The following is a 21,008-nucleotide window of genomic DNA, read 5'->3' on the forward strand; positions in this document are numbered from 1 at the left end:
CTACCCCCGCCGGGCGTGCGCGAGGAGGATGGACGCGGCGCCGGGCACCGCGCACGCCGCCCGGTCCAGCAGCCGCAGCCCGCGCGGCACCCCGTGGAACGGCGCGCCGGTGATCCGTACGTCGCGGAATCCGGCGGCCGTGAGGTACGAACGCAGGGCTCGGGCCGTGTACAGCCGCAGGTGACCCACCACCTGCGAGCCGGGCCGGCCGTGGATCCCGCGCAGGCTCACCTCGGAGAACACCGGCTGCACCCCGGCCAGCAGCAGGGCGCGGTTGTACCAGGCCGCGAGGTTCGGCGTGGAGAGCATCAGATGGCCCGCCGGCCGCAGGATCCGCCGCAGTTCGTCCAGGGCGTGGTCCGGGTCGACGAGATGCTCGATGACCTCGCTGAACAGCACCGCGTCCGCGCACCCGTCGGCGAACGGCAGCCCGTGGTCGAGCTCGCCGCGCACCACGTTCCCGAGGTGCGGCCGGGCGCGGCGCAGCGCGTCGTGCGACCAGTCGACACCGACGAGCCGATGGCCGCCGAGGAACGGCGCCGCGGCCCGCGCCGCGCTGCCGTCGCCGCATCCGACGTCGACGACGAGCTGCCCCGGCGCCGTGCCGAGGGCCTCGGCCAGCAGCCGTGCCTGGCGTCTGCTGCGGGCGTCGCCGGAGGCGACGGGGACATCGGGATCCTCGTAGAAGTCCCGCAGGGCCGGTGAGCCGGTGCTGGTCACAGGGCCTCCGTCGCCTTCAGGTGGTGGGCGAACAGCTCGTGCAGCCGTACGCCGTCCTCGTCGCAGAGCAGCGAACGCGACCACCGCAGCACCAGATGGAGCCGGCCTCCCGTGGCGGCGGTGGTCACGGTCAGCCCGCGCGGCATCCTGGCCGGCGCGGAGAACCAGACGGCGAAGGCCCGCCCGGCGTCTCCGAAGTCCAGCGGATACGGGGTGCGGCCGATGTTGCTCAGCAGCGTCGTCGACGTCCACGGCGCGGCCAGCAGCCGCAGACCGCGGGTGAGCCCCGCCCGCGCCGCGACCGGCAGCACGGGGAGCGTCAACAGGGCCGCGCCGTGACCCAGTTGAGGGCGGGGTGCGGCCTTGAGGGCCCGGGTCCGCTCCGCGGTGCGGCGCAGCAGCAGCGCAAGGTCGAGGCCTTCGGTCTCGGCGGCCGTGAAGCCGACCTCGACCAGCCGGGTGCCGTTGCCGATGGGCATCTCGGGACCCCGGCTGCGGTCGTCCACGGGCATGGTGATGCGCAGTGGCCTCCGTGGGGCGTCATGGGCCCGGTTCCAGTCGGCGACGGTCAGCGCGGTGGCGACCATCAGCTGGTCGTTGACGGTGTAGGGAGCCCCCTTCTCCCGCCGGGGCACGGGCAGTTCGGTGACGAGCATCGCGTTGCCCGGCACCGGTCCCGGGGTGCCCGCCGCGACGTGTGCGGGTCTGCCCGGCAGAGAGGGGCCGCCCGCCCGGTGCGGGCGCCCGGCGGGCGCGGGCCGGGCCGGCGGGGGTACGGCAGGGGCGGGCGTACCGCTGTAGATCTCCGCGGCCGTCGCCGCCAGCCGCAGGCACGCGGGGCCGTCGAGGGCCGTGTGGTTGAGCGTGAACACCAGCACACAGCCGGGTCTGCCGGGCTCCTCGACGACCTCGAGCCGCAGGGGCGGCGAGGACGTCAGCGGCGGCGCCTCGGCGAGGGCGCGTTCCCGTGCCCGGCCGAGGGCGCCGGCCGCGCGCGGCGGGAAGGTCACCACCTCCGTGTCGGGCCCGCGCGTCAGCTCCCACTCGTAGCGGCGCGCGAACGGGCCGCGTGCCCGCTCACGCATCAGCGCGCGCGGATACCGGCACAGGGCCCGGTCGAACGCCGTGCGCAGCCGCTCCGGTTCGACGACGCCGGGGAGATGGATCTCGATGTGCACCGTGTTGGGTTCCGTGTCCTGCGCGCAGTGCCGTGCGACCTCGTCGACGACGGGGAACGGCACCCGCGGCAGGTCCCGGTCCGCCGCGTCGGGGGACGTGGGGCGCTCGACCGTCGCCATCAGAGACTCCCTCCGGGGTACTGGTGCGGCGGTCCGCCGCTGCCGGTGGTCGGCGGCGCGGGCACACCGGGCGGCCTGGGCGGACCCGGTTCCGGTGTGCGGGTACCGGGTGGACGGCCGTCGGGGTCCGGCGCGGCGGGCCCTCCGCCGGACCGGTGGGCGCCGGTGGGGCCGCCGCGTTCCCGGCCCACGCTCACCAGGGCGGCGAACAGGGCGGTGAGAGCGAGGAGTTGAGCCGTCGGCCCGAACGCGCTCCGGTCCGGCGACAGCCCGCCACCGGCTCCCAGCGCGGCCACCGCGCCGGCTCCGGCCATCGCCGTGAACGCGAGCGGTACGAGCCACGCCGGTCGCAGCCATGCCACGACCGCCAGCACGGGCACTACCACCGCCACCGGTCCGGCGACCACCACGGCCACCAGGGTCAGGGCCACGGTGCCGAGCAGCGGCCCGGGCGCGGGAGGGGCGGCCGAGATGTGGTCCGCGGCCCGGCCGCGTCGACCCAGGAGCGCGAGGCACACCAGCACGGAGAGCAGCAGCCCGGCGCCCGCAAGCCCGGCGCGGTACATCCACGACGGCTCGTACTCGAGCGTCACCGTGCCGCCCTCTCCCGCGGGAACCAGCCAGGCCTGCTGCCAGCCGTCGATCCTCAGGGGTGTCAGCTCCTCGCCGTCCAGGGTGGCCTTCCAGCCAGGGTTGTGGTTCTCGTGGAGCTGGAGGTACGAGGCATCTCCCGGCCCGACCCGCACGGACCGGTGGTCGCCCGTGCCTTCCCGGACCTCCAGGGCGCGTCCGGTCCCCGCGCCCGCGGCGGACGCCGGCGTACCGGTCGTGAGCGTGACGCCGGTGACGGCGAGGGGGCCCGCGTCTCCGGCCTCGACCGTGTGGGTGCGCTCGTCGAGGTCCACGCGGCTCCCGTCCGTGCAGAGCGAGACCTCGACGGGCCGGCGCCCGGTCAGGTCCCGTACCCGTCCTTCGGCACGGGTCTCCAGGAACTGCCCGTCGACGGAGAGGACCGGCCCCTTGCCGCACGGCAGCGTGAACGTCCGCTCCGGATCGGGCTGTGGTGCGCGGAACTCCTTCAGTGCCGGTATGTGGATCTCGCTCAGGCCGACCGGAAGCTGCAACTGGTCGTCGGCGACCGGGTTGTGCAGGGTCAGCGGCGCGGTCCGCGAGACGGTGATGTCCATCCTGTCGGTGCTGATGGGCGGGAACCGGGCCATGCCGTTCTCGTCCACCGCGGCGACGGCGGTCCCGTCGGGCGAGCTGATCTGCACCTGTTCCGGCCGGGTGGAGAGCCCGCCGGCCGCCGCGAAGACCATCTCGCCGACCGAGGTCTTCTTCGGCCAGGACAGATGGAGCACAGGCCGTTCACCGGCGATCCAGGCCGTGGTGAGGTCGCCGTCCGTGAGGTTGCGGGGGCTGAGGTTCGTCCCCAGGGCCGCCGTCGAGTCGGCGCTCGCGACGATCTTGTCGCGCTGCCCGGTCAGGTCGAACAGCAGCTTGTCCAGCGCTTCGCCCGGCACGGGCAGCGCGGTGGCACGGACGGTGTACGGGCCGGAGCGGGCCGCGGTGAACTGCCGGTGCAGCCCCACCTCGGCGGCCACCGCGGACAGTCCGCCCGGGTCGCTGCCCCGCTGGAGCGAGTAGACGACGGAGTCGCCGGTCTCCTTCGGGGCGTCCTCGGGAAGCTGGAGCATGCGCGTGACCTGGACGCCGGGCACGGCGATCTCGGCGAACCCGGCGCCGGTCAGCCCGGGACGGCCCTGCTGCGACTCCAGGACGGTGACCTTCAGCCAGCTCGCGGCCCCGGCAGGGGCGTCGACGTCCTGCACGGAGCCGTCGGGCCGCAGCGTGCTCGTACGGCTGCCGAGGTCGGTCTCGACGCGGACGGCGGTCGGCGCGGCCCGGACGCTGCCGCTCGGCAGCGGGGTCAGCCGGAGTGTGGCAGGGACGTCCGTCGGGCCGTTGAAGTCGATCCTGATCCATTCGCCCGCCGGTGATCCGGGCGAGCCCTCCGCCCAGCCGGTGCCGGGGTTGCCGTCGAAGGCGTTGACCGGGTCGTACTGCGGCAGGTGGAAGAGCCAGTTCCCGGCCGACGAGGCGGTCACCGACGCGGCGCCCCGCAGTACGGCGGTCGTCTGGTGCCCGGTGCCCGGCAGGGGCAGGATCTGCCGGGGCTCGGCCCCGGGGTCCTGCACCGCCTCCGAGGCGTTGCGTTCCTCGCGGGTGTAGGTGTGGGACGTGTTCGAGTTGACCAGCCCGAAGCGGGTGTCGGCGCGGCGCATCCCGTCCCCCGCCGCGTACAGCGACGGCCGGTCCACGCCTGGGAGTTCGTCGCCCGCGAGGACGGCAGGCCGGCCGTCGAGCCGGCCGCCGGCGGACAGGGGCAGCAGGGACTCGGGGCCGCCGCTGACGACGGCCGCCGCCGACGCCGGCGTCAGCCGGGCCTTGCCGGGGCGCGCGGTGCCCGTCGGCGGTTCGTAGATCTCCACGGCACGCTGCCGCGGGAACAGGCCCTCGACCTGGACCGGTGTGTCGTCGGCGATCCGCCCGCCGGTCAGCACCGGGCCGAATCCGGCCACGCGCTTGTAGCCGGAGGCCTCCAGGGTCCGTTTCACCGTGGTGGTCGGGACGTGACCCAGCTGGCGGGGGTCGAGGTCGTTGCGTACCACGACGTGGTGCAGCCCGGCCCGGTGCAGATAGGCGCTCAGGCCCGGTACCTCGCCGCCGGAGGTGAGCGCCTGCTCGACGGCGTCCATCGCACGGCGGTTGCCCGGTGTGCCGAAGGGCACGTAGTCCCGCTGCGCCCACGGTGAGCGTGCGAGGACGTCCAGCGGCTGGTCGATGGGCGAACCCCAGGTGTAGAGGCCGTGCGCGGTCGCCGGCACGACGAGGGCCCGGTCCTGTGCCGCGTTGTCCGCCAGCCAGTCGGCCGTCGTCTCCCAGTACGCGGGCAGCCGCTGGAACGAACCGGGCTGGAGGACCGAGCCGTTGACGTACGGCCAGCACAGGCCCGGCAGTACGAGGAAGGCCGCCGCCGGGACGAGCCCGCGGCCGCGGACCCGCGGGGCGGGGGACACGACGGCGGTCAGGTGCATGAGGCCCAGCGCCAGTGCCAGCGCGGCTCCCGTCTGGAACTTGTAGACGTTGCGGAACGGCACCAGCGGGCCGTTCAGCCAGTCTTGCACGGCCCCGTGGAAGGGGCCGCCGAGCGCCCCGCCGTACCCGGCCAGCGTGACGAGGCAGACGGTCAGCACCGTCACCACGAGCCAGCGGCGTTCGGGCACGTCACGCCGCGCGAGACCGGCGAGCCCCAGTGCCGCGGCGAGCGCCGAGCACAGGACGGCCACGGCCGAGGTGACGACCGTCCAGCCGGCCGGGAGCCACGCCTCGCCGAAGTTGAGATAGCCGACCCAGTTGCCCGCGCCGCGCAGCACCTCGGTCGCCGACATCGTGGCGGTGGTGGTCTGCGAGGACTCCACGTACGGCATGAAGTTCTCGCCGTACGTGCCGAGGAGCAGCAGCGGAACGATCCACCAGGCGGTGGCGAGGACCACCGACGGGGTCCACCAGGCGATGAGCGCCCGCTTGCGCGGCCCGCCGGGCCGGCACAGCAGATAGAGCCCGACGGGCAGCAGAGAGGCCAGTGTCGACGCGGCGTTCACACCGCCCATGAGCGGAATCAGCAACGCGGATCGGGCGGCCGCGATCCGCGGCGGGGTGTGCGGGTTCGTCAGCGGCAGCAGCACCCACGGCAGCATCGCGCCCGGCAGCGCGGCCGCGGAGGTCGAGCCGACGACGATCGTGTACGTGGGCCACAGGGCGTAGACGGCCGCGCCGAGGAGCCTGCTGCCCGGCGATCCGGCCCCCAGCCGTTCGGCCAGCCGCAGGGCGCCCCAGAAGGCCGTGGTCACCACGATCGAGAGCCACAGCCGCTCCGCGAGCCAGATGGGCAGCTGCACCAGGTCGGCCAGGGCGTGGAACGGCAGCATGGGGACGACGTAGCCGATGTACTGGTCGGCGATGCCGCCGAAGCCGGACCGGTCGTGCCACAGACCGCTCAGGTCGCTGAGGAACTGCCACGGATCGGCGACGACACCGAGCTTCGTCTCGAACGTCATGCGGCCCGGAGACACCGCCAGGAAGGCCACGAACACCGCTGCCCAGAAGCCCAGCAGCCACCGGCGCGACCGAGGTCCCGGCGACCGGTCGGGGGGCGGGCCTCCGGCCGAGGGACGGGCGGGCGGTCGGGTGTGGACAGCGCTGGTCATGGACACCGCCGGAGGATGAGGAGGAGGTTCCAGGTGGCGAACTCACGCAGGCCCGGCAGGCGCGGAACGAGCTCCGGCAGGACCGGCCAGTACCGGGAGCGCGCGCAGACGAGGTCCACATCGCCGCGGCCCCTGACATGGCGCAGTGTCGAGCCGACACCGATCTCGAAGAGGTTCTCGCCGAGCCGGTGCTTCGCGGCACGTCCGCTGCGGCGCTCGAACCGGGCACGGGCCCGCTCCGCGCCCAGATAGTGCCAGGGCGCCCACTCGTGACCGCCCCAGGGCGAGAGCCAGTTGGTGAACGAGACGTAGATCAGACCGCCGGGGCGGGTGACGCGGACCATCTCGCTCAGGAAGGTCCGCGGGTCGGCGACGTGTTCCAGCACGTTCGACGAGAAACAGACGTCGGCCGCGCCCTCGGCGAGGGGCAGGAGGTATCCGTCGGCGACGACCGTTCCCTCGGCCGGCTCGGCCGCCAGTTCGGCGGCGTCCGGCTCGAAGAGGTAGCTGTGGGCGCCGCGCCGTCTGAACTCGCGGGTGAAGTGACCGCTGCCGCCGCCGACGTCGACGACGACCCGGCCGTCCAGCTTCACATAGCGCTCCACCTGGTCGGCCGCGTCGCGGGCGAGCAGCCCGTACGCGGAGGCGGGGTCGGCCTGTTCGCGCATGAACGCCCGGAAGAGGGTGAGGGAACGCCGGAACGAAGGGTCCTTCACGTCCGCGCGCCGTTCGTGACGGCGGGTGCCCCGCCCTGCGGAGCCCGTGAGCGGTGCACCGCTTCCGCGGCCACGGCCTCGAACTGCCTCACCGTGCTGCTCCAGCGGAACGCGGCGGCCCGTTCGGCCGCGGCCTTCCCCATGTCCTCCCGCCGGTCGCAGTCGAGCGCCAGCGTGCACCAGGCCGCGGCGAACGACGACTCGCCCCGGCACAGCAGGCCCGTGACACCGTCCTGGACGGAATCACGCAGGCCGGGTACGTCGAAGCCCAGCGTGGGCGTGCCGCGTGCCCCCGCCTCCGTCACCACGAGCCCCCAGCCCTCGACGGCCGCGGGATGCAGCAGCAGCCACGACTCGCAGAGCAGGCGGTGCTTCTCCTCCTCCACCACATGGCCGGTGAACTCGACGCCCTCACCGGCGAGTCGCTCCAGACGGGCCCGCTCGGGCCCGTCGCCGACGATGACGAGCCGGCCGCCGGTGACCGGCCGGACCCGTTCCCACAGGTGCAGCAGCAGGTCGATGCGCTTGTAGTCGACCAGCCGGCCCAGCGCCAGGAACATCGGCGTCCGCGAGCGCGGGCTGCGCACGGCCGGTTCGTCGACGCCGTTGTGGACCACGCGGATCTGCCGGTCGGGCACACCGATCGCGCGCAGGGCGCCGGCCGTTGACGGAGAGACGGCCACCATGAGGTTGCCGCGGTGCGCGCGGGCGAGCGCCCAGTGTTCGAGCAGTCGGCCGGCACGGGCGACGGGTGGCGGGAAGCGCATGTCCCAGAGCTCGGTGTGGACGTGGTTGACCAGGCAGACGGTGGGCCCGCGGTGCCAGAGGGGGGTCAGGTAGGGCATGCCGTTGCAGACCTCGACCAGCAGATCGCACTCGCCGACCTGTTGGGCGAACGCCGACCGTGCGCCGGCGTAGTGCCCGAGGGCGCCGCCGGCGGACACCACCCGGTACGACCGGTGCACGGCGGGTCCGCCGCAGAGCAGGGTGATCCGGTGGCCCCGCGCGGTGAGGCCCTGCGCGAGCTGGTCGACGAGGAGTTCGGAGCCGCCGGCGGCGGAGTTGCCGAGGTCACGGTGGGCGAGGAAGACGATGTGCCGGGGGCTGTCGGACAACTCCGGCAGCACGGCCTGGCGGTGGTGCGCGCGGGCCGGCGGCTGCTGCGGCGCCTCGAGCAGTGGGGGAGGTACGTGCTGGGGCATGGGTGCTCCAACTCGTTTCGGGGTGCGGAGGGGAAAGGGGGATGGCGGTGCCGGGTCGGGGACGGTGGGGGGTGACCGGGGGGCCGTGCTGTGGTGGGGACAGCCAGTTTTGGATACGCCGTCGGCGCGCGGCTACTCACCGGTATGACAACTTCTGCCGCTCTCAGGCGGGCGGACTCGTCATCAGGTGAGCATTCGCGCGGTCCGGAGCCGGACGGCGACCGCGTGCCACCAGCACGGCGCCGATCACCGCGAGCAGGGCGCCCAGTGCCGCCGCGCCCACGGGAGCGGTCGAGCTGATGACGGCGAGCTTCCCGCTGTCGCGCGAGGCCAGCGCGACCTGCTGCCGCTGAGTCTCCGCGGTGAACGCGAGCCGCTCGCTCTCCAGCAGCACCACCGCGTCCTTGTCCGACCCCGGCGCGCGCAGTGTCTTACGGGGACCGATGGCGGCGTGCACGATCCGCCCTGTCCGCCGGTCCACGACCAGCTCGACGCCGCTGTTGGAGTACCACTCCTCGGCCAGCACCTGCGGGGCCCGGGCCCTGCCGACCAGCCGCCCCGGCACCTGGCGCACCCCGGTCCTGGTCGGCGGCACGCTGCCGGTGAACCGCAGCCCCTCGTACCCCTGGACCTTCGCCGTGCCGCTGTAGCGGAGCCGGATCACGCCCCCGAGCGTGCCGTCCCACCAGCGGTAGGAGCGCTTCTCGACGTCGAAGGGGAACTTCAGGTAGGCCTCCCCGTCGAAGACGGGGGACTCGTCGCAGCAGTGCACCGGCTCGTTGGTGGCACGGTCGGTCACCCAGCGCTCCAGTGTCCACTGCAAGGAGTCCCGGGTGTCGGCGGCCGGCAGTGTGGCGTCGCTGTCGACGGAGGTGGAGACGTCCCAGACGGCGTTGCCGCTCTTCTCGCTGTCGGCCACGTCGCCCCGTACCTGACGGGTCACCGTGATGCGCTGCCCGCGCACGGTTCTCACCTTGGAGGTGTCGAAGTAGCTGCCGGTGCCGGTGAACACGGTCGTGGTGTCGACGTCGACAGGTGTGCGTTTGGCCTGGGGTGCCACGTACCAGGCGAGAAGGGGAGCCAGCACGAGCAGGAAGACCCCTGCCCCGAAGAGCAGAAGCGAGGTCGGTGAAGCAGTACGGCGCATCCGGCACTCCTGGATCGAAAGAATTCGCAGGGAGATGCACGGACCCCGGGCCGGTCAGCCCTCGAGGGCTCAGAACAGTAGGCAGCCACTTGACGGAATGTCAATGTACTGTCAACACTGTGCGTTCAGCCGGTGGGGGCCGGCCGACGGGTGGGGATCGCCTCCAGCTAGGAGCTGACCCGACATGCGCAGACTTCTTGCCGCCGCCGTCACCGCAGCGTTGGCCACGGCGCTCGCCGTGGGCACGGCCCTGGGCATCGCAGCCGCGCTGCGGACCACCCCGGAACAGCCGAACACCCCGCTGATCAGCTACGACACCGGCCGGCCCGCCCGATGACCCGCCCCGCGTGGAGCGAGGTGCCCCAGGCGCAGGTCGACCGTTTCGCCGCCATCGCGCTGGCCGGTGCGCAGGAGCTGGCCCAGGAGATCCTCGGCGAGATACGGCGCGAGTACCCCCAACTGAAGCTCGTGGGCGACGAGTCGGGGGAGCCGATGGCGCTCGTCGGCATCCGCCGCGCCATCGAGGGCTTCGTACACAATCTGGCGTCCGGGACCGGGCGTCCGCGCGTACCGCCCGACGTCTTCCAGGAGTTCGGCCGCGGCGAGGGGCGCGGCGGCCGGAGCCTCGACTCGCTCCAGGCCACCTACCGGCTCGGCGTCAGACTGGCCTGGCGGCGGTTCGCCGAGATCGGGCAGCAGGTCGACATCGCCGCGCCCGCCATGTACGAACTCGCCGAATCGGGCTTCGAGTACCTGGACGGCCTCGTGGAACAGTCGGTTCGCGGCTACGCCGAGGCCGCGGCCCGCCGAGCGGGCGAACGACTACGCCTGCAACGCCGGTTGATCGACCTGCTGCTCGTGGAGCACCGCGGCGACCCGGCCGGGACACTCGCCGAACGGGCGGCCCGCATCAGCTGGGAGCTGCCGGCCACCGTCGCCGTCGGCGTCCTGGTGCGCCCCGCCAGGGAGGCCGTCGCACCGGCCGTCGAGCAGGGCATCCTCCTCGACATGGAGAGCGAACAGCCGCGCATCGTCGTGCCGGAACCGTGTACCGCCGGCCGCTCGGAGACCCTGCGCCGCGCCACGGCCGGCTGGTCGGGCGCGATCGGCCCGCCGGTGCCGCTCGCGGCGGCCGCCAGGTCACTGCGCTGGGCGGAGACGGCGGTCCGGCTCATCGAGAGCGGGCTGCTGCCGGAGGGTGAGGTGCTGCACTGCACGGAGCGCACGGAGGAGCTGGTGTTACTGCCCTCGGGGGAACTGATCGACGCGGCGGCCCGCCGCTGCCTGGCGCCCCTGCGCGACGCGGCCCCCACCCAGGCCCGCCGCCTGGCGGAGACCCTGCTCGCCTGGATGGAGACCGCGGGCGGAGCACCCGAGGTGGCGCACCGTCTCGGCATCCATCCTCAGACGGCCCGCTACCGGCTGCGGCAGATCCGCGAACTGTGGGGCGACGTGATCGACGACCCCGACCGCCGCTTCGAGATGCTCCTCGTACTGCGCGCCCAGCGGCTGCGCGGGCAACTGGGGGAAGCCGGCGTCTGAGCGTGCGCCCGGCCCGCACGCGCGGGTGACCGACGTGTACGCGCGTCACGCCCCGCCCATGACCCACCCGTACGCGGCCTCCGCCGTGAACTCCCGCTGCCCGCCCTTGAACAGCAGGTCCGCCGCGAGGAACGCGGTGTCCTCGGCCGTGTCCTCGACGTACGGCACGGCGATGCACCGCATACCCGCCGCGCGGGCGGCCGCCGCCCCCGGCGGCGCGTCCTCCACGACCACGCAGTCGCCCGGCGCCGCGGCCAGGCGCCGGGCCGCCTCCAGGAAGACGTCGGGCTCCGGCTTGCCGCGGCCGACCTCCTCCGCGGAGACGGTCACGGCGATGTGCGCGGCGAGACCGGTGCCGGCGAGCACGGCCTCGATGGCGGCCCGTGACGACCCGGAGGCCACCGCCATCGGCACGCCCCGGGCCGACAGGAGCTCCACGAACGCGCGCATCTGCGGAAAGACGTCCGTCGAGGCGCTCGCCAGCTCCAGGTAGGCGCGGTTCTTCGCGGCCAGTAGTTCGTCGAGCGGCGCGTCGAGGGCGTACCGGGCGCGCAGGATCTCCAGCGTCTCCCGCGTGCCGATGCCGATGAACCGCTTGTGCTGCTCCCAGTCGAAATCGAGCACTCCGTGCGCGGCGAGGACCCGGCGTCCCGCTTCGAAATAGTTCGGCTCGCTGTCCACGAGTGTGCCGTCGAGATCGAAGATGACCGAAGGGGTACGCGCAGTGCTCATGCCGTCCAGCATGCCAAGCACCGGTTCAGCGCGGCGCACCGGCCGACCGGCCGACGGCCTCGACCAGCGGCAGCAGCCGGTAGGGCACGCGCTCGCGCAGGGCCATCTCGGTACGGGTCCGCACCACGCCGGGCAGATTGATCAGCCGCTGGATGACGTCCTCGAGATGCCCGTTGTCCCGTGCGGCGACCCGGGTCAGCAGGTCGCCGCCGCCGGTGATCGAGAACGCCTCGATGATCTCCGGCACGGCCGCGAGGGCGTCGCCCACCTCGTCCAGATGTCCCTGAGTGACCTCGATGTGCACGAAGGCCAGCACCGGATGGCCCAGCGCGCCGGGGGAGAGGTGAGGGCCCGTCCCGGTGATCACGCCGTCGCGCTCGAGGCGGTCGATCCTGGCCTGCAGCGTCCCGCGGGCGATGCCGAGGATGCGGGCGTACTCACGCACGCTGGTGCGCGGCTGCTCGATCAGCAGACGCAGGATGCGGGTGTCGAGTTCGTCCACCGCCATGGTCCGTCGGGCCCTTCCGCGGCGCGTTTTCCGGACTTCCACCGTACCAATGGCCCAGTGGAACGGCCCGGGCCCGGCCGGTGCGCCCGGCGGTCACCAGTCGAAGTCGTCCAGCAGCATGCCGCCGGGCGGCACCTGCCCGTCGGTCAGCGGCTGTTCCGTCCAGATCACCTTCCCGGTCGCCGTGTACCTCGTTCCCCACCGCGCGGACAGCTGGGCCACCAGGAACAGGCCGCGGCCGCCCTCGTCGGTGGTGGCCGCCCGCTTCAGGTGCGGAGAGGTGCTGCTGCCGTCGGACACCTCGCAGATCAGGGTCCGCTCGTAGAGCAGCCGCACGCGGATCGGCTCGCTCCCGTACCGGATGGCGTTGGTGATCAGTTCGCTGAGGACCAGCTCGGTGGTGAATCCGGCCTCCTCGAGCCCCCACTCGTCCAGCTTCCGGCTGCACGCGCTGCGGACGGGCGCCACCGCCGCGGGGTCGCGCGGGACGTCCCAGGTGGCGATCCGGCTCCTGTCGATCAGCCGGGTGCGGGCCACCAGCAGGGCGATGTCGTCCCGCCGGGTCGCCGGCACCATGGCGTCGAACACGGCTTCGCAGGTCTCCTCCGGGGTCTGCTCGCCGCCGCCCGCCAGCACCGTGCTCAGCGCCTGGAAGCCGGCGTCCAGATCGCGGTGGCGATGCTCCACGAGGCCGTCGGTGTACAGGACGAGACGGCTCCCCTCGGGCAGCCGCACCTCCGCGGACTCGAACGGCATGCCGCCCAGGCCCAGCGGAGGGGACACGGGCAGCGGCACGAACTCCACGCTGCCGTCCGGACGCACGAGCGCGGGGGGCAGATGCCCGGCCGTCGCCAGCGTGCACAGACCGGAGACCGGGTCGTAGATGGCGTAGAGGCAGGTGGCGCCGGTGATCCCCTCGGTGCCCCCGCCCGGCTCGTCCTGGTCGATCCGGCCGACCAATTCGTCGAGACGCGCGAGGAGTTCGTCCGGCGGCAGATCCAGCGTGGAGAAGTTGTGGACCGCGGTGCGCAGCCGGCCCATCGTCGCGGCGGCGTGCAGTCCGTGGCCCACCACGTCCCCGACGACGAGGGCGACCCGCGCCCCCGGCAGCGGGATGACGTCGAACCAGTCGCCGCCGACCCTTGCCTGCGCCGGCAGATACCGGTAGGCGATGTCGACGGCGGTCTGACTGGGGAGGCCATGGGGCAGCAGACTGCGCTGGAGGGTCTCGGCCATCGTGTGCTCGCGCGTGAAGCGGCGCGCGTTGTCGATGGCGACGGCGGCCCGCGTCGCCAGTTCCTCGGCGAAGGACAGATCCTCCTCGCCGAAGCGCTCCGCGCGCTCCGAACGCCAGAAGTTGACCATGCCCAGCACCACGCCACGGGCCTGCAGCGGAGCCGTGATCAGCGAGTGGACGCCGTACGCGAGGGCGTTGTCCGCTCCTTCCGGGTCCTGGGCGCGCCAGCCGTCCGCGACGGTCAGATCGGCCTCGAGCACCGCGTGCCCGCCCGACAGGGCCGCGGCCATCGGCGTGGCCGGGGAGAGGAAGCGGATCACGTCACCCACCGGCTGGAACGGGTGGTCCGTGCGGATTCCGGTCAGCGCGGCGCGGCGCATCTCCGTGGGAGCGCCCGACGGCTCGTCACCGTGCAGCACCGGGTTCAGCAGCTCGACCGTGACGAAGTCCGCGAACCGCGGGACCGCCACCCGGGACAGCTCCTCCGCGGTCCGCACCACGTCCAGCGTCGTGCCGATCCGGCCGCCGGCGTCGTAAAGGATCTTCAGGCGCTGCCGGGCGGTCTCGGCCGTGCCGGAAAGGGCCCGCAGCTCCGTGGTGTCCCGCAGGGTCGCCACATTGCCGGAGTGCCCGCCGAACGGAGCCGTGGGACGGGTGCTCACCGCGAGCAGCCGGTCCCCGGCCGCGTGCACCTCGTCGGTCACCGTGCGGTCGGAGGCCAGCAGAGCGGCGATGCCGGTGTCGAGGCCCAGACCGGTGACGAGGCTGCCGTCCGCGTCCGGCGGCAGTTCGAGGAGCCTGCGGGCCTCGTCGTTGGCCAGCATCAGCCGCCCGTCGCCCCCGACGATCAGGACGCCTTCGCGCACGGCGTGCAGGACGGCGTCGTGGTGCTCGTACATCCGGGTCATCTCGGCGGGACCGATGCCGTGCGTCTGGCGGCGCAGCCGGCGGCTCACCAGCAGGGCGCTGCCCGTGGCCAGCGCCAGCGCCCCGGCCGCGGAGAACAGCAGCATCGGAAGCTGCCGGTCCACCGCGTTGCCCACGTTCTCGATCTGGACGCCGGCCCCGACCAGGCCGATGACGTCGCCCTGGGAGTCGACGACGGGGACGACCGCCCGTGCCGCGTCGCTGGGAGCGCCTTCGTAGATCTCGGTGAAGGCCTCACCGGCGGCGGCCCGCTCGACGCCCAGGTTCCGCGCGCCGATCAGGCGGGCGTCGGTGTCGGCGAACCGGAACCCGGTCTTCGACATCACGGTGATGAAGTCGACGCCCGCCCCCCGGCTCGCACCGTCGATGAGCGGCTGGAGCGCGGCAGTGGGGTCCGGTGACCTGAGCGCGGCCGCCGTGCCGGGAGCGTGGGCGAAGGCCGCGGCCGCCGCCAGTGAGCGGTTCTCCGCGGCCTGCTCGCCGTTGTTGCGTGCCTGGAGCACCAGCGCGGCCAGCGCGGCGATGATCAGCAGCACAGCGACCGCGATCTGCAGGAGGAGTACCTGCCCGGCGACGCTGCGCGCGCCCAGCAGGGACTCCCGCGGTCCCCACAGCGGGCGCCTCGATGTGTCGGGCCTGTGCCCGTTCATAGCGCTCCACTTCCCGGAGATGGGCGCCGACGCCGGGCTGACGCACCGGCGAGAGGCCACTTACCGCACTCCGGACCGAGCGGTCGGCCCGGTCATGTCTCTTTTCTAACACTTGATGCGCTTTCCGGGCGTCGGCGGCGCGTCGCTCAGCGCAGCGCGGCCTCCCGTGTCATCGGGGGCTCGGCGGGTGTGGGGGGCGGCGGGCCGAGGAGCACCGCCCGGAGCACCTTCGGCGCGAACAGGGCGCTGAGCGGAGTGGTCAGCGTCAGCACGGAGCGGAACGCCTGTCCGACGACCGGGTCCCCCGGGTAGCGGTGCTGGACGCGGGACAGGTACCAGCCGGCCGCCCGGTCGGCCGCCCTGGCGGTGACGGCGCTGCCCACCGCCCCCGGCATCTTCTTGTCCGCCCCCGCCGAGATGTCCCAGGCCTGCCGTGAAGCCTCCAGCAGCGCACGCTGGACCCGGCGCGTCGTCGGCGTACGGCGGGGATCTGCCAGCGCGTCCCGCAGCGCCACCGCGCTCATCGCGGCCACTGCCATGCCCTGCCCGTAGATGGGGTTGAACGTGCACAGCGCGTCGCCCGTGGCGAGGAAACCGGCGGGGCGGCGGCCCGGCCGGTCGTAGCGGCGGCGCACGTTCGACGTGCCGCGGAAGCCGAACGCCGGCGCCTCGGGCTCCGCCTCGCGCAACCAGTCGTGGATGAAGGGATGCGGGAGGCGGGCCGCGTACGCGGTGAACCCCTCCTCGTCCGTAGGGGGTTCGTCACCCCGCAGTCCCGAGAGGGTCACCAGATAGCGGCCGTCCTCCAGCGGCAGCACCCCACCCCCGTGCACCTGCGCCGGACCGGGCAGGACGTAGTAGCCGAGCGACCGGGAGCCGAGATTGTCGCTCCTGTTGTGATAGACGCGGGAGGCGTAGGCGAGGCCCGTGTCGATGGTCTCCTCCTGCGCCGGATCCGCCCCGATCGCCGACAGCCACTGGGGTGCGCGCGACGCCCGTCCCGACGCGTCCACCACCAGGTGCGCCTCGAGCGGCCGCGGCTCCCGGCCGGACCCCGCGCCGCGCTCGCGCACCAGGACGCCCCGTACGCGTGCGGCGTCACCGAGCAGACCGACCGCTTCGGTCGAGGCGAGGACCCTGATCGTGGGCCGGGCCAGGACACGACCGCGCACCAGATGCTCCACCTGGCCACGTGAGCCGGTGTAGAGGTGCGTCGTGGCCTCCGTACGGCTGAACCAACGGCCGCCCTGCCACTGGACCATGTCCGACGGCATACCGATCCGCGGTGCACCCGACGCCGTCAACTCGGCCATGAAACCGGGCAGCAGGTCCTCCAGCGCGAGCTGACCGCCCTCCAGGAGCACATGGGGGTGCCGTCCCTGCGGAACACCGGGGCGCGGTGCGGCGTCCTCGGGCAGGCGGTCCCGCTCGACGAGCGTCACCGTGTCGGCGTGATCCGCGAGCACATGCGCGGCCAGCAGCCCGGCGAGGCTCCCGCCGACGACGACAGCGTGCCGCCCGCCCGCCCCTCGCCGCCCCCAACTGCCGTTCCCCTGCGCGTCGTCCACCATGCGTATGCCTCTCGTGGTCAGCGAGTCGATCGAGCACGACCAGTATCCCGGTGGACGCGCCCGGCTCACCGCCCTCCGGCGCCGCCCATACGCAGGAACCAGTCCCGGGCGGCGTCCGCCGCCGCCTCCAACGTCCCCGGTTCCTCGAAGAGATGGGTCGCTCCGGGGATCACATGGACCCGGTATTCGGCGGTCAGCTGCTCGGCGGCCTGTTCGTTCAGCTCGAGCACCTCGCGGTCCTCCCCGCCCACGATCAGCAGTACCGGAGCCCGCACCCGGCCGAGCGCCGTGCCTGCCAGATCCGGACGGCCGCCCCGGGACACCACGGCACTCACCCGGTCCGCTCTGGCCGCTGCCGCGACGAGTGCGGCGGCGGCACCCGTGCTCGCACCGAAGAGACCCACCGGCAGTGACCCGGTGTCCGGTCGTTCGGCGAGCCGGTCGACGGCCGCCGTGACCCGCCGCCCGAGCAGCGGGATGTCGAAGCGCAGCTCGGCGGTCACCCGGTCCACACGTTCCTCCTCCTCGCTGAGAAGGTCCATGAGCAGCGTGCCGAGACCGGCCCGCTGCAGCGTCTCCGCCACCTGCCGGTTGCGCGGACTGTGACGCGAGCTACCGCTCCCGTGGGCGAAGCACACGATGCCGGGAGCCGCCTCCGGCAGCACCAGATCACCCGTCAGGGTGACGTCACCGGCGTCGATGGCGACCGTCTCCGTTGCCGTTGCCATGGGACCGCACCTCCTGTGCCTCTCGCCCGGAACGCCGACCGCTCTTCTGCCGGTGCCGCCTCGGCCCGTGCCGCCGCCGCCGTCCGGATGTCGGCGGGTACCCATGGACGGCGCAGACCAGACCCACCGCGGGTGAGCGGCCGGCGGCGGGAAGCCGCGGAGGGGCGGGGCACGAGCCACGGAGGGGGCGGGCCGCGCGAGTGTTGCGGACGGGCGGTGCGCGCACTGCGCCCCCGATCCGGTCGACCGGGGCCGTGACCGTGGACCAATGGCCGGCCCGGCGGCCCACGAAGGTGCGCTTGATTGAGCCAATGGCCCAGTCGAATCGGGACGGGTTGAGCCAGCGGGCCGGAGGATGGTGTCATAGGTGTGTCGATGGCGCTGCGGGAATCCGCGGCGCCTTTTTCATGCCCGAACGAAAAGGGGACGGTAAGCAGTGCTGAAGAGGATGTTCGTCGCCGCGGATCCTGGACGGCTGCGCCTGCGCAGCGCCGTCCGGGCCGTGCTCGGCATCAGCCTGGCGGTCGCGGTCTGCGCTCTCGCCGGTCTCGCTCTGCCCGCGGTCGTCACCGGCGGGCTCTCCGCGCTCCTCGCCCTGTTCACCGTCACCGACCGCACGGTCCGCGGCCAGGCCGTCACCACCGCGCTGCTGCCCGCCGTCGGCCTTCCCGTACTGGCTCTCGCCGCCGGCCTCCACGATCACGCCGTGCCCCGCGACCTGGCGTTCCTCGCCGTGGCCGGCGCCGGGGTGTACGCCCGGCGGTGGGGGCCGCGCGGTCACGCGCTCGGCACCTTCGCCTTCATGACGTTCTTCGTGGCCCAGTTCCTGCACACCGCGCCCCGGCAGCTGCCCGAGGTGTACGCCGCCGTGATCCTGGCCGTGCTCGCCTCTTCGGCCGTCCGCTTCGGGCTCTGGTGCTACGAACGGCGGCTGCCGGTGCCGGTCGTCCCGGCGCTGCCCGGCGGCTCGGGTCTTGCCCGGATCACCACACGGCAGGCCGTCCAGGCGGTGGCGGGCGGTGCCTTCGCGCTCGTCGTCGGCCAGCTCGTCTCCGGCGAGCGCTGGTACTGGGCCGTCGGCGCTTCCTGGTGGGTGTTCGTCAACACCTCCTCGCGCGGGGAGACCCTGGTCCGCGGCTTCCGCCGGGTCCTCGGGACGTTCCTCGGGATCGGCGCCGGTGCTCTCGTCGCCGTACCGCTGCACGGGGCGACCGTCCCCACGGCGGTGCTGACCGCGGCGTGCGTCTTCGGCATCTTCTACACCGCCGCCGTCTCGTACAGCTGGATGATGTTCGCCGTGACGGTCCTGGTCAGCCTCCTGTACGGGCTCCTCGGCTTCCTCGAGCCGGCCCTGCTGCTGCTCCGCCTCGCGGAGACGGCCGTGGGCGCGGCGGGCGCGATGCTCGCCGTGCTGCTCGTCCTTCCCGTCACCACGCACGCCACCACCCACGCCTGGATCGAGCAGGCCGTGCGCAGTGTGCACCGCTGCACCGCGGAGGCCGCCGCACGTCTGGCCGGGGCGGTGGACGCCGACCCGGCCCCGCACGTCACCGAGCTGGAAGGGCTGCTCGCCAGGGTCCGGCTGTCGCTCTCGCCCCTGACGCATCCCCTTTCGCCGCTTCGCGCCCGCAAGGCGCGCGCCCGCCGGGTGCTGGCGCTCCTCGACGACTGCGCCCGCGAGGTGCGGGGGCTGGCGGCGGTCGCGGCGGACCCCATGGCGTCGCACGACGCCCGCCTCGCGGCGGCCTGCGCGCGCGTGGAGGCGGCGGTCCACGCACTGGTGGCGCCGCCTGCCGCCCCGGCGGCCGTGGCGGTCGCTCCCCTGTCCGGGCACCACCTGGAGGCCGAAGGCGCACTCGCGCATCTGCACGGCCTGGAGCGCGCGCTCGCGGAGCTGGCCGCTCCCGTACGTACGTCGCCGCGCGCGCCGCTCGTAGCGGCCTGAATCCGTCCCCTGCGGGGCGGCGGCACGGCCGTCACGCCGATCACCCGATTGGTCTGGACCAACCTGCTACCTTCTTGGCGGCAGCAGTGATCCGTGACGGACGGCCGACGGGCCGAAGAGGGGCGGCACAGTGGCGGACAGCAGCGCGGGGCAGGCATTCATCGGCTCGTACACCTCGGCGGGCGGACGCGGCATCGTCGCCGCGGCCGTGGATCCGGACACCGGAGCGCTCACCGGGACAGGGGCGAGCGACGCCGTCGCCGACCCCTCCTACCTCGCCGCCGTGACGACACCGGCCGGCACCGTCCTCTACACGGTCTCCGAGACGGCGGACGGGGCGGTGGCGGCCTTCGCCGCCACCGGAGGGGCACCGCGGCCCATCGGCCGACAGGTGCCGGTGGGCGGCGCGGCCCCGACGCACATCGCGGTCTCGCAGGGGCACCTGATGACCGCCAACTACGGCTCCGGCAGTGTCAGCGTCCTGCCCGTGGGCACCGACGGCGCGCCCGGACCCCTCGGCGGCGTCATGCGGCACGAGGGACACGGCCCCGTACCCGAGCGCCAGCGCGAGCCGCACGCCCACCAGGTGCTGCCGGACCCGACCGGGCGCTGGGTGCTCAGCGTCGACCTCGGGACCGATTCCGTGCGGATCTGCGCGCTCGACACCGCAGCGGGCGCCCTGACGCCCCACCGCGAGACGCCGCTGCGGCCGGGCACCGGGCCGCGCCACCTCGCCTTTCACCCGGACGGGCGGCACGCCTACGTACTCGGTGAACTCGAGCCGACCGTCACCCTCTGCCGCTGGGACCCGGCCGCCGGCCTGCTGGAACCGGTCGGCGAGACAGCGGTGGTCCCGGACGGCACGACCGGCCCCGCCTACCCCTCCGTGCCCGTCGTCTCGCACGACGGCCGGCACCTGTGGGCCGCGGTCCGCGGGCACGACAGCGTCGCCGTGCTCGCTCTCGACCCGACGGGGGAGCGGGCGACGCTCGTCACCAACGTGCCGTGCGGCGGGCACTGGCCACGGGACCTGGCACTCGACCCGACGGGCCGCCGGCTCTACGCGGCGAACGAGCGCTCGGGCGACGTGACCTGGTTCACCGTCGACCCGGCGACCGGCATCCCCCACCGCAACGGGTCGCTCGCCGTTCCGGCGGCGTCCTGCGTGGTCTTCGCCTGACGCTTCCGGACGCACGCGGGCGGCGCCGGAGGCTACGCCATGGCCGCCGACGCCGACGGCCCGGCAAGCGCCCGGCTGCGGCGTACGTGGCGTGCGCCAGGGTCTCCTGTACCGGCGGTCGGAGGGCGTGCCGCCGGCCTGCCGGCCGGCCGTGCGGCGCGGGTACGCGGATCCCGGTGGGGCGGAGGAGGACGTCACAAGCTTGCCGGTGGTGCGCGGCACGGGGGTACGCGGATGTCAGGGGGCGGGAGGCCGGCGGCGTCACCGGCTTGCCGGTGGGCTGCGCGGCACGCAGACGCCGGTTGCTGTTGCACGGGGCGTCACCGGGTTGCTGGTAGGCCGCGCGGCAAGGGCGCGCCGAGCCGCGCGGCACGGCACGCCGATGCCGATGCCGGTGGCTCGAGCGCGGGCGTACCACCGGCCTGCCGATGGGCGCCCCGCGCAACCGGACTCCGCCGTGTGCGGGCCCGTGGCATGCGCACCGGTCACGCCTCGGCGCGCTTCGCCCGTCGCAGCGCACAGGGCCCGTGCCGGGCGACTCATGTCGCCCAGGACGATGCCGGCCCATACGACGGCGCCGTGCACGGCGTCGGGCCAGCCGACGACGACGCATTCGGCGACGCGGGGGTCGTCG

The 21,008-nt window shown here is 73.9% G+C and carries 15 protein-coding genes; 4 read left to right on the top strand and 11 right to left on the bottom strand.

The features are described 5' to 3' along the window. The 6 genes from AB0K36_RS27925 to pgfA all read right to left on the bottom strand — a co-directional run bounded on the left by AB0K36_RS27925 (nucleotide 1) and on the right by pgfA (nucleotide 9,354). Nucleotides 1-720 (bottom strand): class I SAM-dependent methyltransferase, encoded by a 720-nt coding sequence (locus AB0K36_RS27925; protein WP_364599631.1) that lies wholly within the window; start codon nucleotides 718-720, stop codon nucleotides 1-3. Next, nucleotides 717-2,018 carry a condensation protein gene (locus tag AB0K36_RS27930; protein ID WP_364599633.1) on the bottom strand — a complete coding sequence of 434 codons (1,302 nt, stop codon included), beginning with the start codon at nucleotides 2,016-2,018 and terminating at the stop codon, nucleotides 717-719. Before AB0K36_RS27930 ends, AB0K36_RS27925 begins: the two co-directional genes overlap by 4 nt. Next, complete coding sequence (locus AB0K36_RS27935; protein ID WP_435877947.1) at nucleotides 2,018-6,139, bottom strand: alpha-(1->3)-arabinofuranosyltransferase domain-containing protein; 4,122 nt, start codon at nucleotides 6,137-6,139, stop codon at nucleotides 2,018-2,020. Before AB0K36_RS27935 ends, AB0K36_RS27930 begins: the two co-directional genes overlap by 1 nt. Before the next feature lie 146 nt (nucleotides 6,140-6,285). Then, nucleotides 6,286-7,005: a class I SAM-dependent methyltransferase gene (locus AB0K36_RS27940; protein WP_364599635.1), complete on the bottom strand. Its 720-nt coding sequence runs from the start codon at nucleotides 7,003-7,005 to the stop codon at nucleotides 6,286-6,288. Further along, complete coding sequence (locus AB0K36_RS27945) at nucleotides 7,002-8,207, bottom strand: glycosyltransferase family 4 protein (RefSeq protein ID WP_364599637.1); 1,206 nt, start codon at nucleotides 8,205-8,207, stop codon at nucleotides 7,002-7,004. Before AB0K36_RS27945 ends, AB0K36_RS27940 begins: the two co-directional genes overlap by 4 nt. 163 nt (nucleotides 8,208-8,370) lie before the next feature. Beyond that, nucleotides 8,371-9,354, bottom strand: a complete 984-nt coding sequence (gene pgfA, locus AB0K36_RS27950) for a cell envelope lipid trafficking protein PgfA (RefSeq protein WP_364599638.1) — start codon at nucleotides 9,352-9,354, stop codon at nucleotides 8,371-8,373. Between the two features lie 184 nt (nucleotides 9,355-9,538). Between pgfA and AB0K36_RS27955 the strand changes: the two genes are divergently transcribed. Together AB0K36_RS27955 and AB0K36_RS27960 are read left to right on the top strand one after the other, a co-directional pair. Further along, a complete protein-coding gene (locus AB0K36_RS27955; RefSeq protein WP_364599640.1) occupies nucleotides 9,539-9,691 on the top strand; it encodes a hypothetical protein in 153 nt (50 codons plus the stop codon). After that, nucleotides 9,688-10,896 (top strand): PucR-like N-terminal domain-containing protein, encoded by a 1,209-nt coding sequence (locus tag AB0K36_RS27960; protein ID WP_364599642.1) that lies wholly within the window; start codon nucleotides 9,688-9,690, stop codon nucleotides 10,894-10,896. Before AB0K36_RS27955 ends, AB0K36_RS27960 begins: the two co-directional genes overlap by 4 nt. Before the next feature lie 45 nt (nucleotides 10,897-10,941). On the opposite strand, the gene AB0K36_RS27965 is transcribed toward AB0K36_RS27960, so the two are convergent. The 5 genes from AB0K36_RS27965 to AB0K36_RS27985 all read right to left on the bottom strand — a co-directional run bounded on the left by AB0K36_RS27965 (nucleotide 10,942) and on the right by AB0K36_RS27985 (nucleotide 17,249). Beyond that, nucleotides 10,942-11,628, bottom strand: coding sequence for an HAD family hydrolase (locus AB0K36_RS27965; protein ID WP_364599644.1), 687 nt, complete (start codon nucleotides 11,626-11,628; stop codon nucleotides 10,942-10,944). Between the two features lie 25 nt (nucleotides 11,629-11,653). Beyond that, nucleotides 11,654-12,136 carry an Lrp/AsnC family transcriptional regulator gene (locus AB0K36_RS27970; protein ID WP_037775347.1) on the bottom strand — a complete coding sequence of 161 codons (483 nt, stop codon included), beginning with the start codon at nucleotides 12,134-12,136 and terminating at the stop codon, nucleotides 11,654-11,656. Nucleotides 12,137-12,229: 93 nt separating this feature from the next. Beyond that, entirely contained in the window at nucleotides 12,230-14,950 is a 2,721-nt protein-coding gene (locus AB0K36_RS27975) for a SpoIIE family protein phosphatase (protein ID WP_364599646.1), read from the bottom strand. 146 nt (nucleotides 14,951-15,096) lie between these two features. Continuing rightward, the gene (locus tag AB0K36_RS27980; RefSeq protein ID WP_364599648.1) at nucleotides 15,097-16,521 is read right to left on the bottom strand and encodes an FAD-dependent oxidoreductase; all 1,425 of its coding nucleotides are present in this window, start codon (nucleotides 16,519-16,521) and stop codon (nucleotides 15,097-15,099) included. Between the two features lie 65 nt (nucleotides 16,522-16,586). Next, complete coding sequence (locus tag AB0K36_RS27985; protein WP_364599649.1) at nucleotides 16,587-17,249, bottom strand: dienelactone hydrolase family protein; 663 nt, start codon at nucleotides 17,247-17,249, stop codon at nucleotides 16,587-16,589. A 436-nt stretch (nucleotides 17,250-17,685) separates the two neighbouring features. Between AB0K36_RS27985 and AB0K36_RS27990 the strand changes: the two genes are divergently transcribed. Together AB0K36_RS27990 and AB0K36_RS27995 are read left to right on the top strand one after the other, a co-directional pair. After that, nucleotides 17,686-19,194 carry an FUSC family protein gene (locus tag AB0K36_RS27990; protein WP_364599651.1) on the top strand — a complete coding sequence of 503 codons (1,509 nt, stop codon included), beginning with the start codon at nucleotides 17,686-17,688 and terminating at the stop codon, nucleotides 19,192-19,194. Between the two features lie 130 nt (nucleotides 19,195-19,324). After that, the gene (locus AB0K36_RS27995) at nucleotides 19,325-20,374 is read left to right on the top strand and encodes a lactonase family protein (protein ID WP_364599653.1); all 1,050 of its coding nucleotides are present in this window, start codon (nucleotides 19,325-19,327) and stop codon (nucleotides 20,372-20,374) included. Nucleotides 20,375-21,008 lie beyond the last annotated feature (634 nt).

The organism is Streptomyces kurssanovii (genome assembly GCF_040677245.1).
In the GTDB taxonomy this organism is placed as follows: domain Bacteria; phylum Actinomycetota; class Actinomycetes; order Streptomycetales; family Streptomycetaceae; genus Streptomyces; species Streptomyces kurssanovii.

Excerpts from the sequence above, each read along its gene's own strand:
- AB0K36_RS27930 (WP_364599633.1), bottom strand. The coding sequence starts at position 2,018 with ATGGCGACGGTCGAGCGCCCCACGTCCCCCGACGCGGCGGACCGGGAC.
- AB0K36_RS27935 (WP_435877947.1), bottom strand. The coding sequence starts at position 6,139 with ATGACGTTCGAGACGAAGCTCGGTGTCGTCGCCGATCCGTGGCAGTTC.
- AB0K36_RS27945 (WP_364599637.1), bottom strand. The coding sequence starts at position 8,207 with ATGCCCCAGCACGTACCTCCCCCACTGCTCGAGGCGCCGCAGCAGCCG.
- pgfA (WP_364599638.1), bottom strand. The coding sequence starts at position 9,354 with ATGCGCCGTACTGCTTCACCGACCTCGCTTCTGCTCTTCGGGGCAGGG.
- AB0K36_RS27955 (WP_364599640.1), top strand. The coding sequence starts at position 9,539 with ATGCGCAGACTTCTTGCCGCCGCCGTCACCGCAGCGTTGGCCACGGCG.
- AB0K36_RS27960 (WP_364599642.1), top strand. The coding sequence starts at position 9,688 with ATGACCCGCCCCGCGTGGAGCGAGGTGCCCCAGGCGCAGGTCGACCGT.
- AB0K36_RS27965 (WP_364599644.1), bottom strand. The coding sequence starts at position 11,628 with ATGAGCACTGCGCGTACCCCTTCGGTCATCTTCGATCTCGACGGCACA.
- AB0K36_RS27970 (WP_037775347.1), bottom strand. The coding sequence starts at position 12,136 with ATGGCGGTGGACGAACTCGACACCCGCATCCTGCGTCTGCTGATCGAG.
- AB0K36_RS27975 (WP_364599646.1), bottom strand. The coding sequence starts at position 14,950 with ATGAACGGGCACAGGCCCGACACATCGAGGCGCCCGCTGTGGGGACCG.
- AB0K36_RS27980 (WP_364599648.1), bottom strand. The coding sequence starts at position 16,521 with ATGGTGGACGACGCGCAGGGGAACGGCAGTTGGGGGCGGCGAGGGGCG.
- AB0K36_RS27985 (WP_364599649.1), bottom strand. The coding sequence starts at position 17,249 with ATGGCAACGGCAACGGAGACGGTCGCCATCGACGCCGGTGACGTCACC.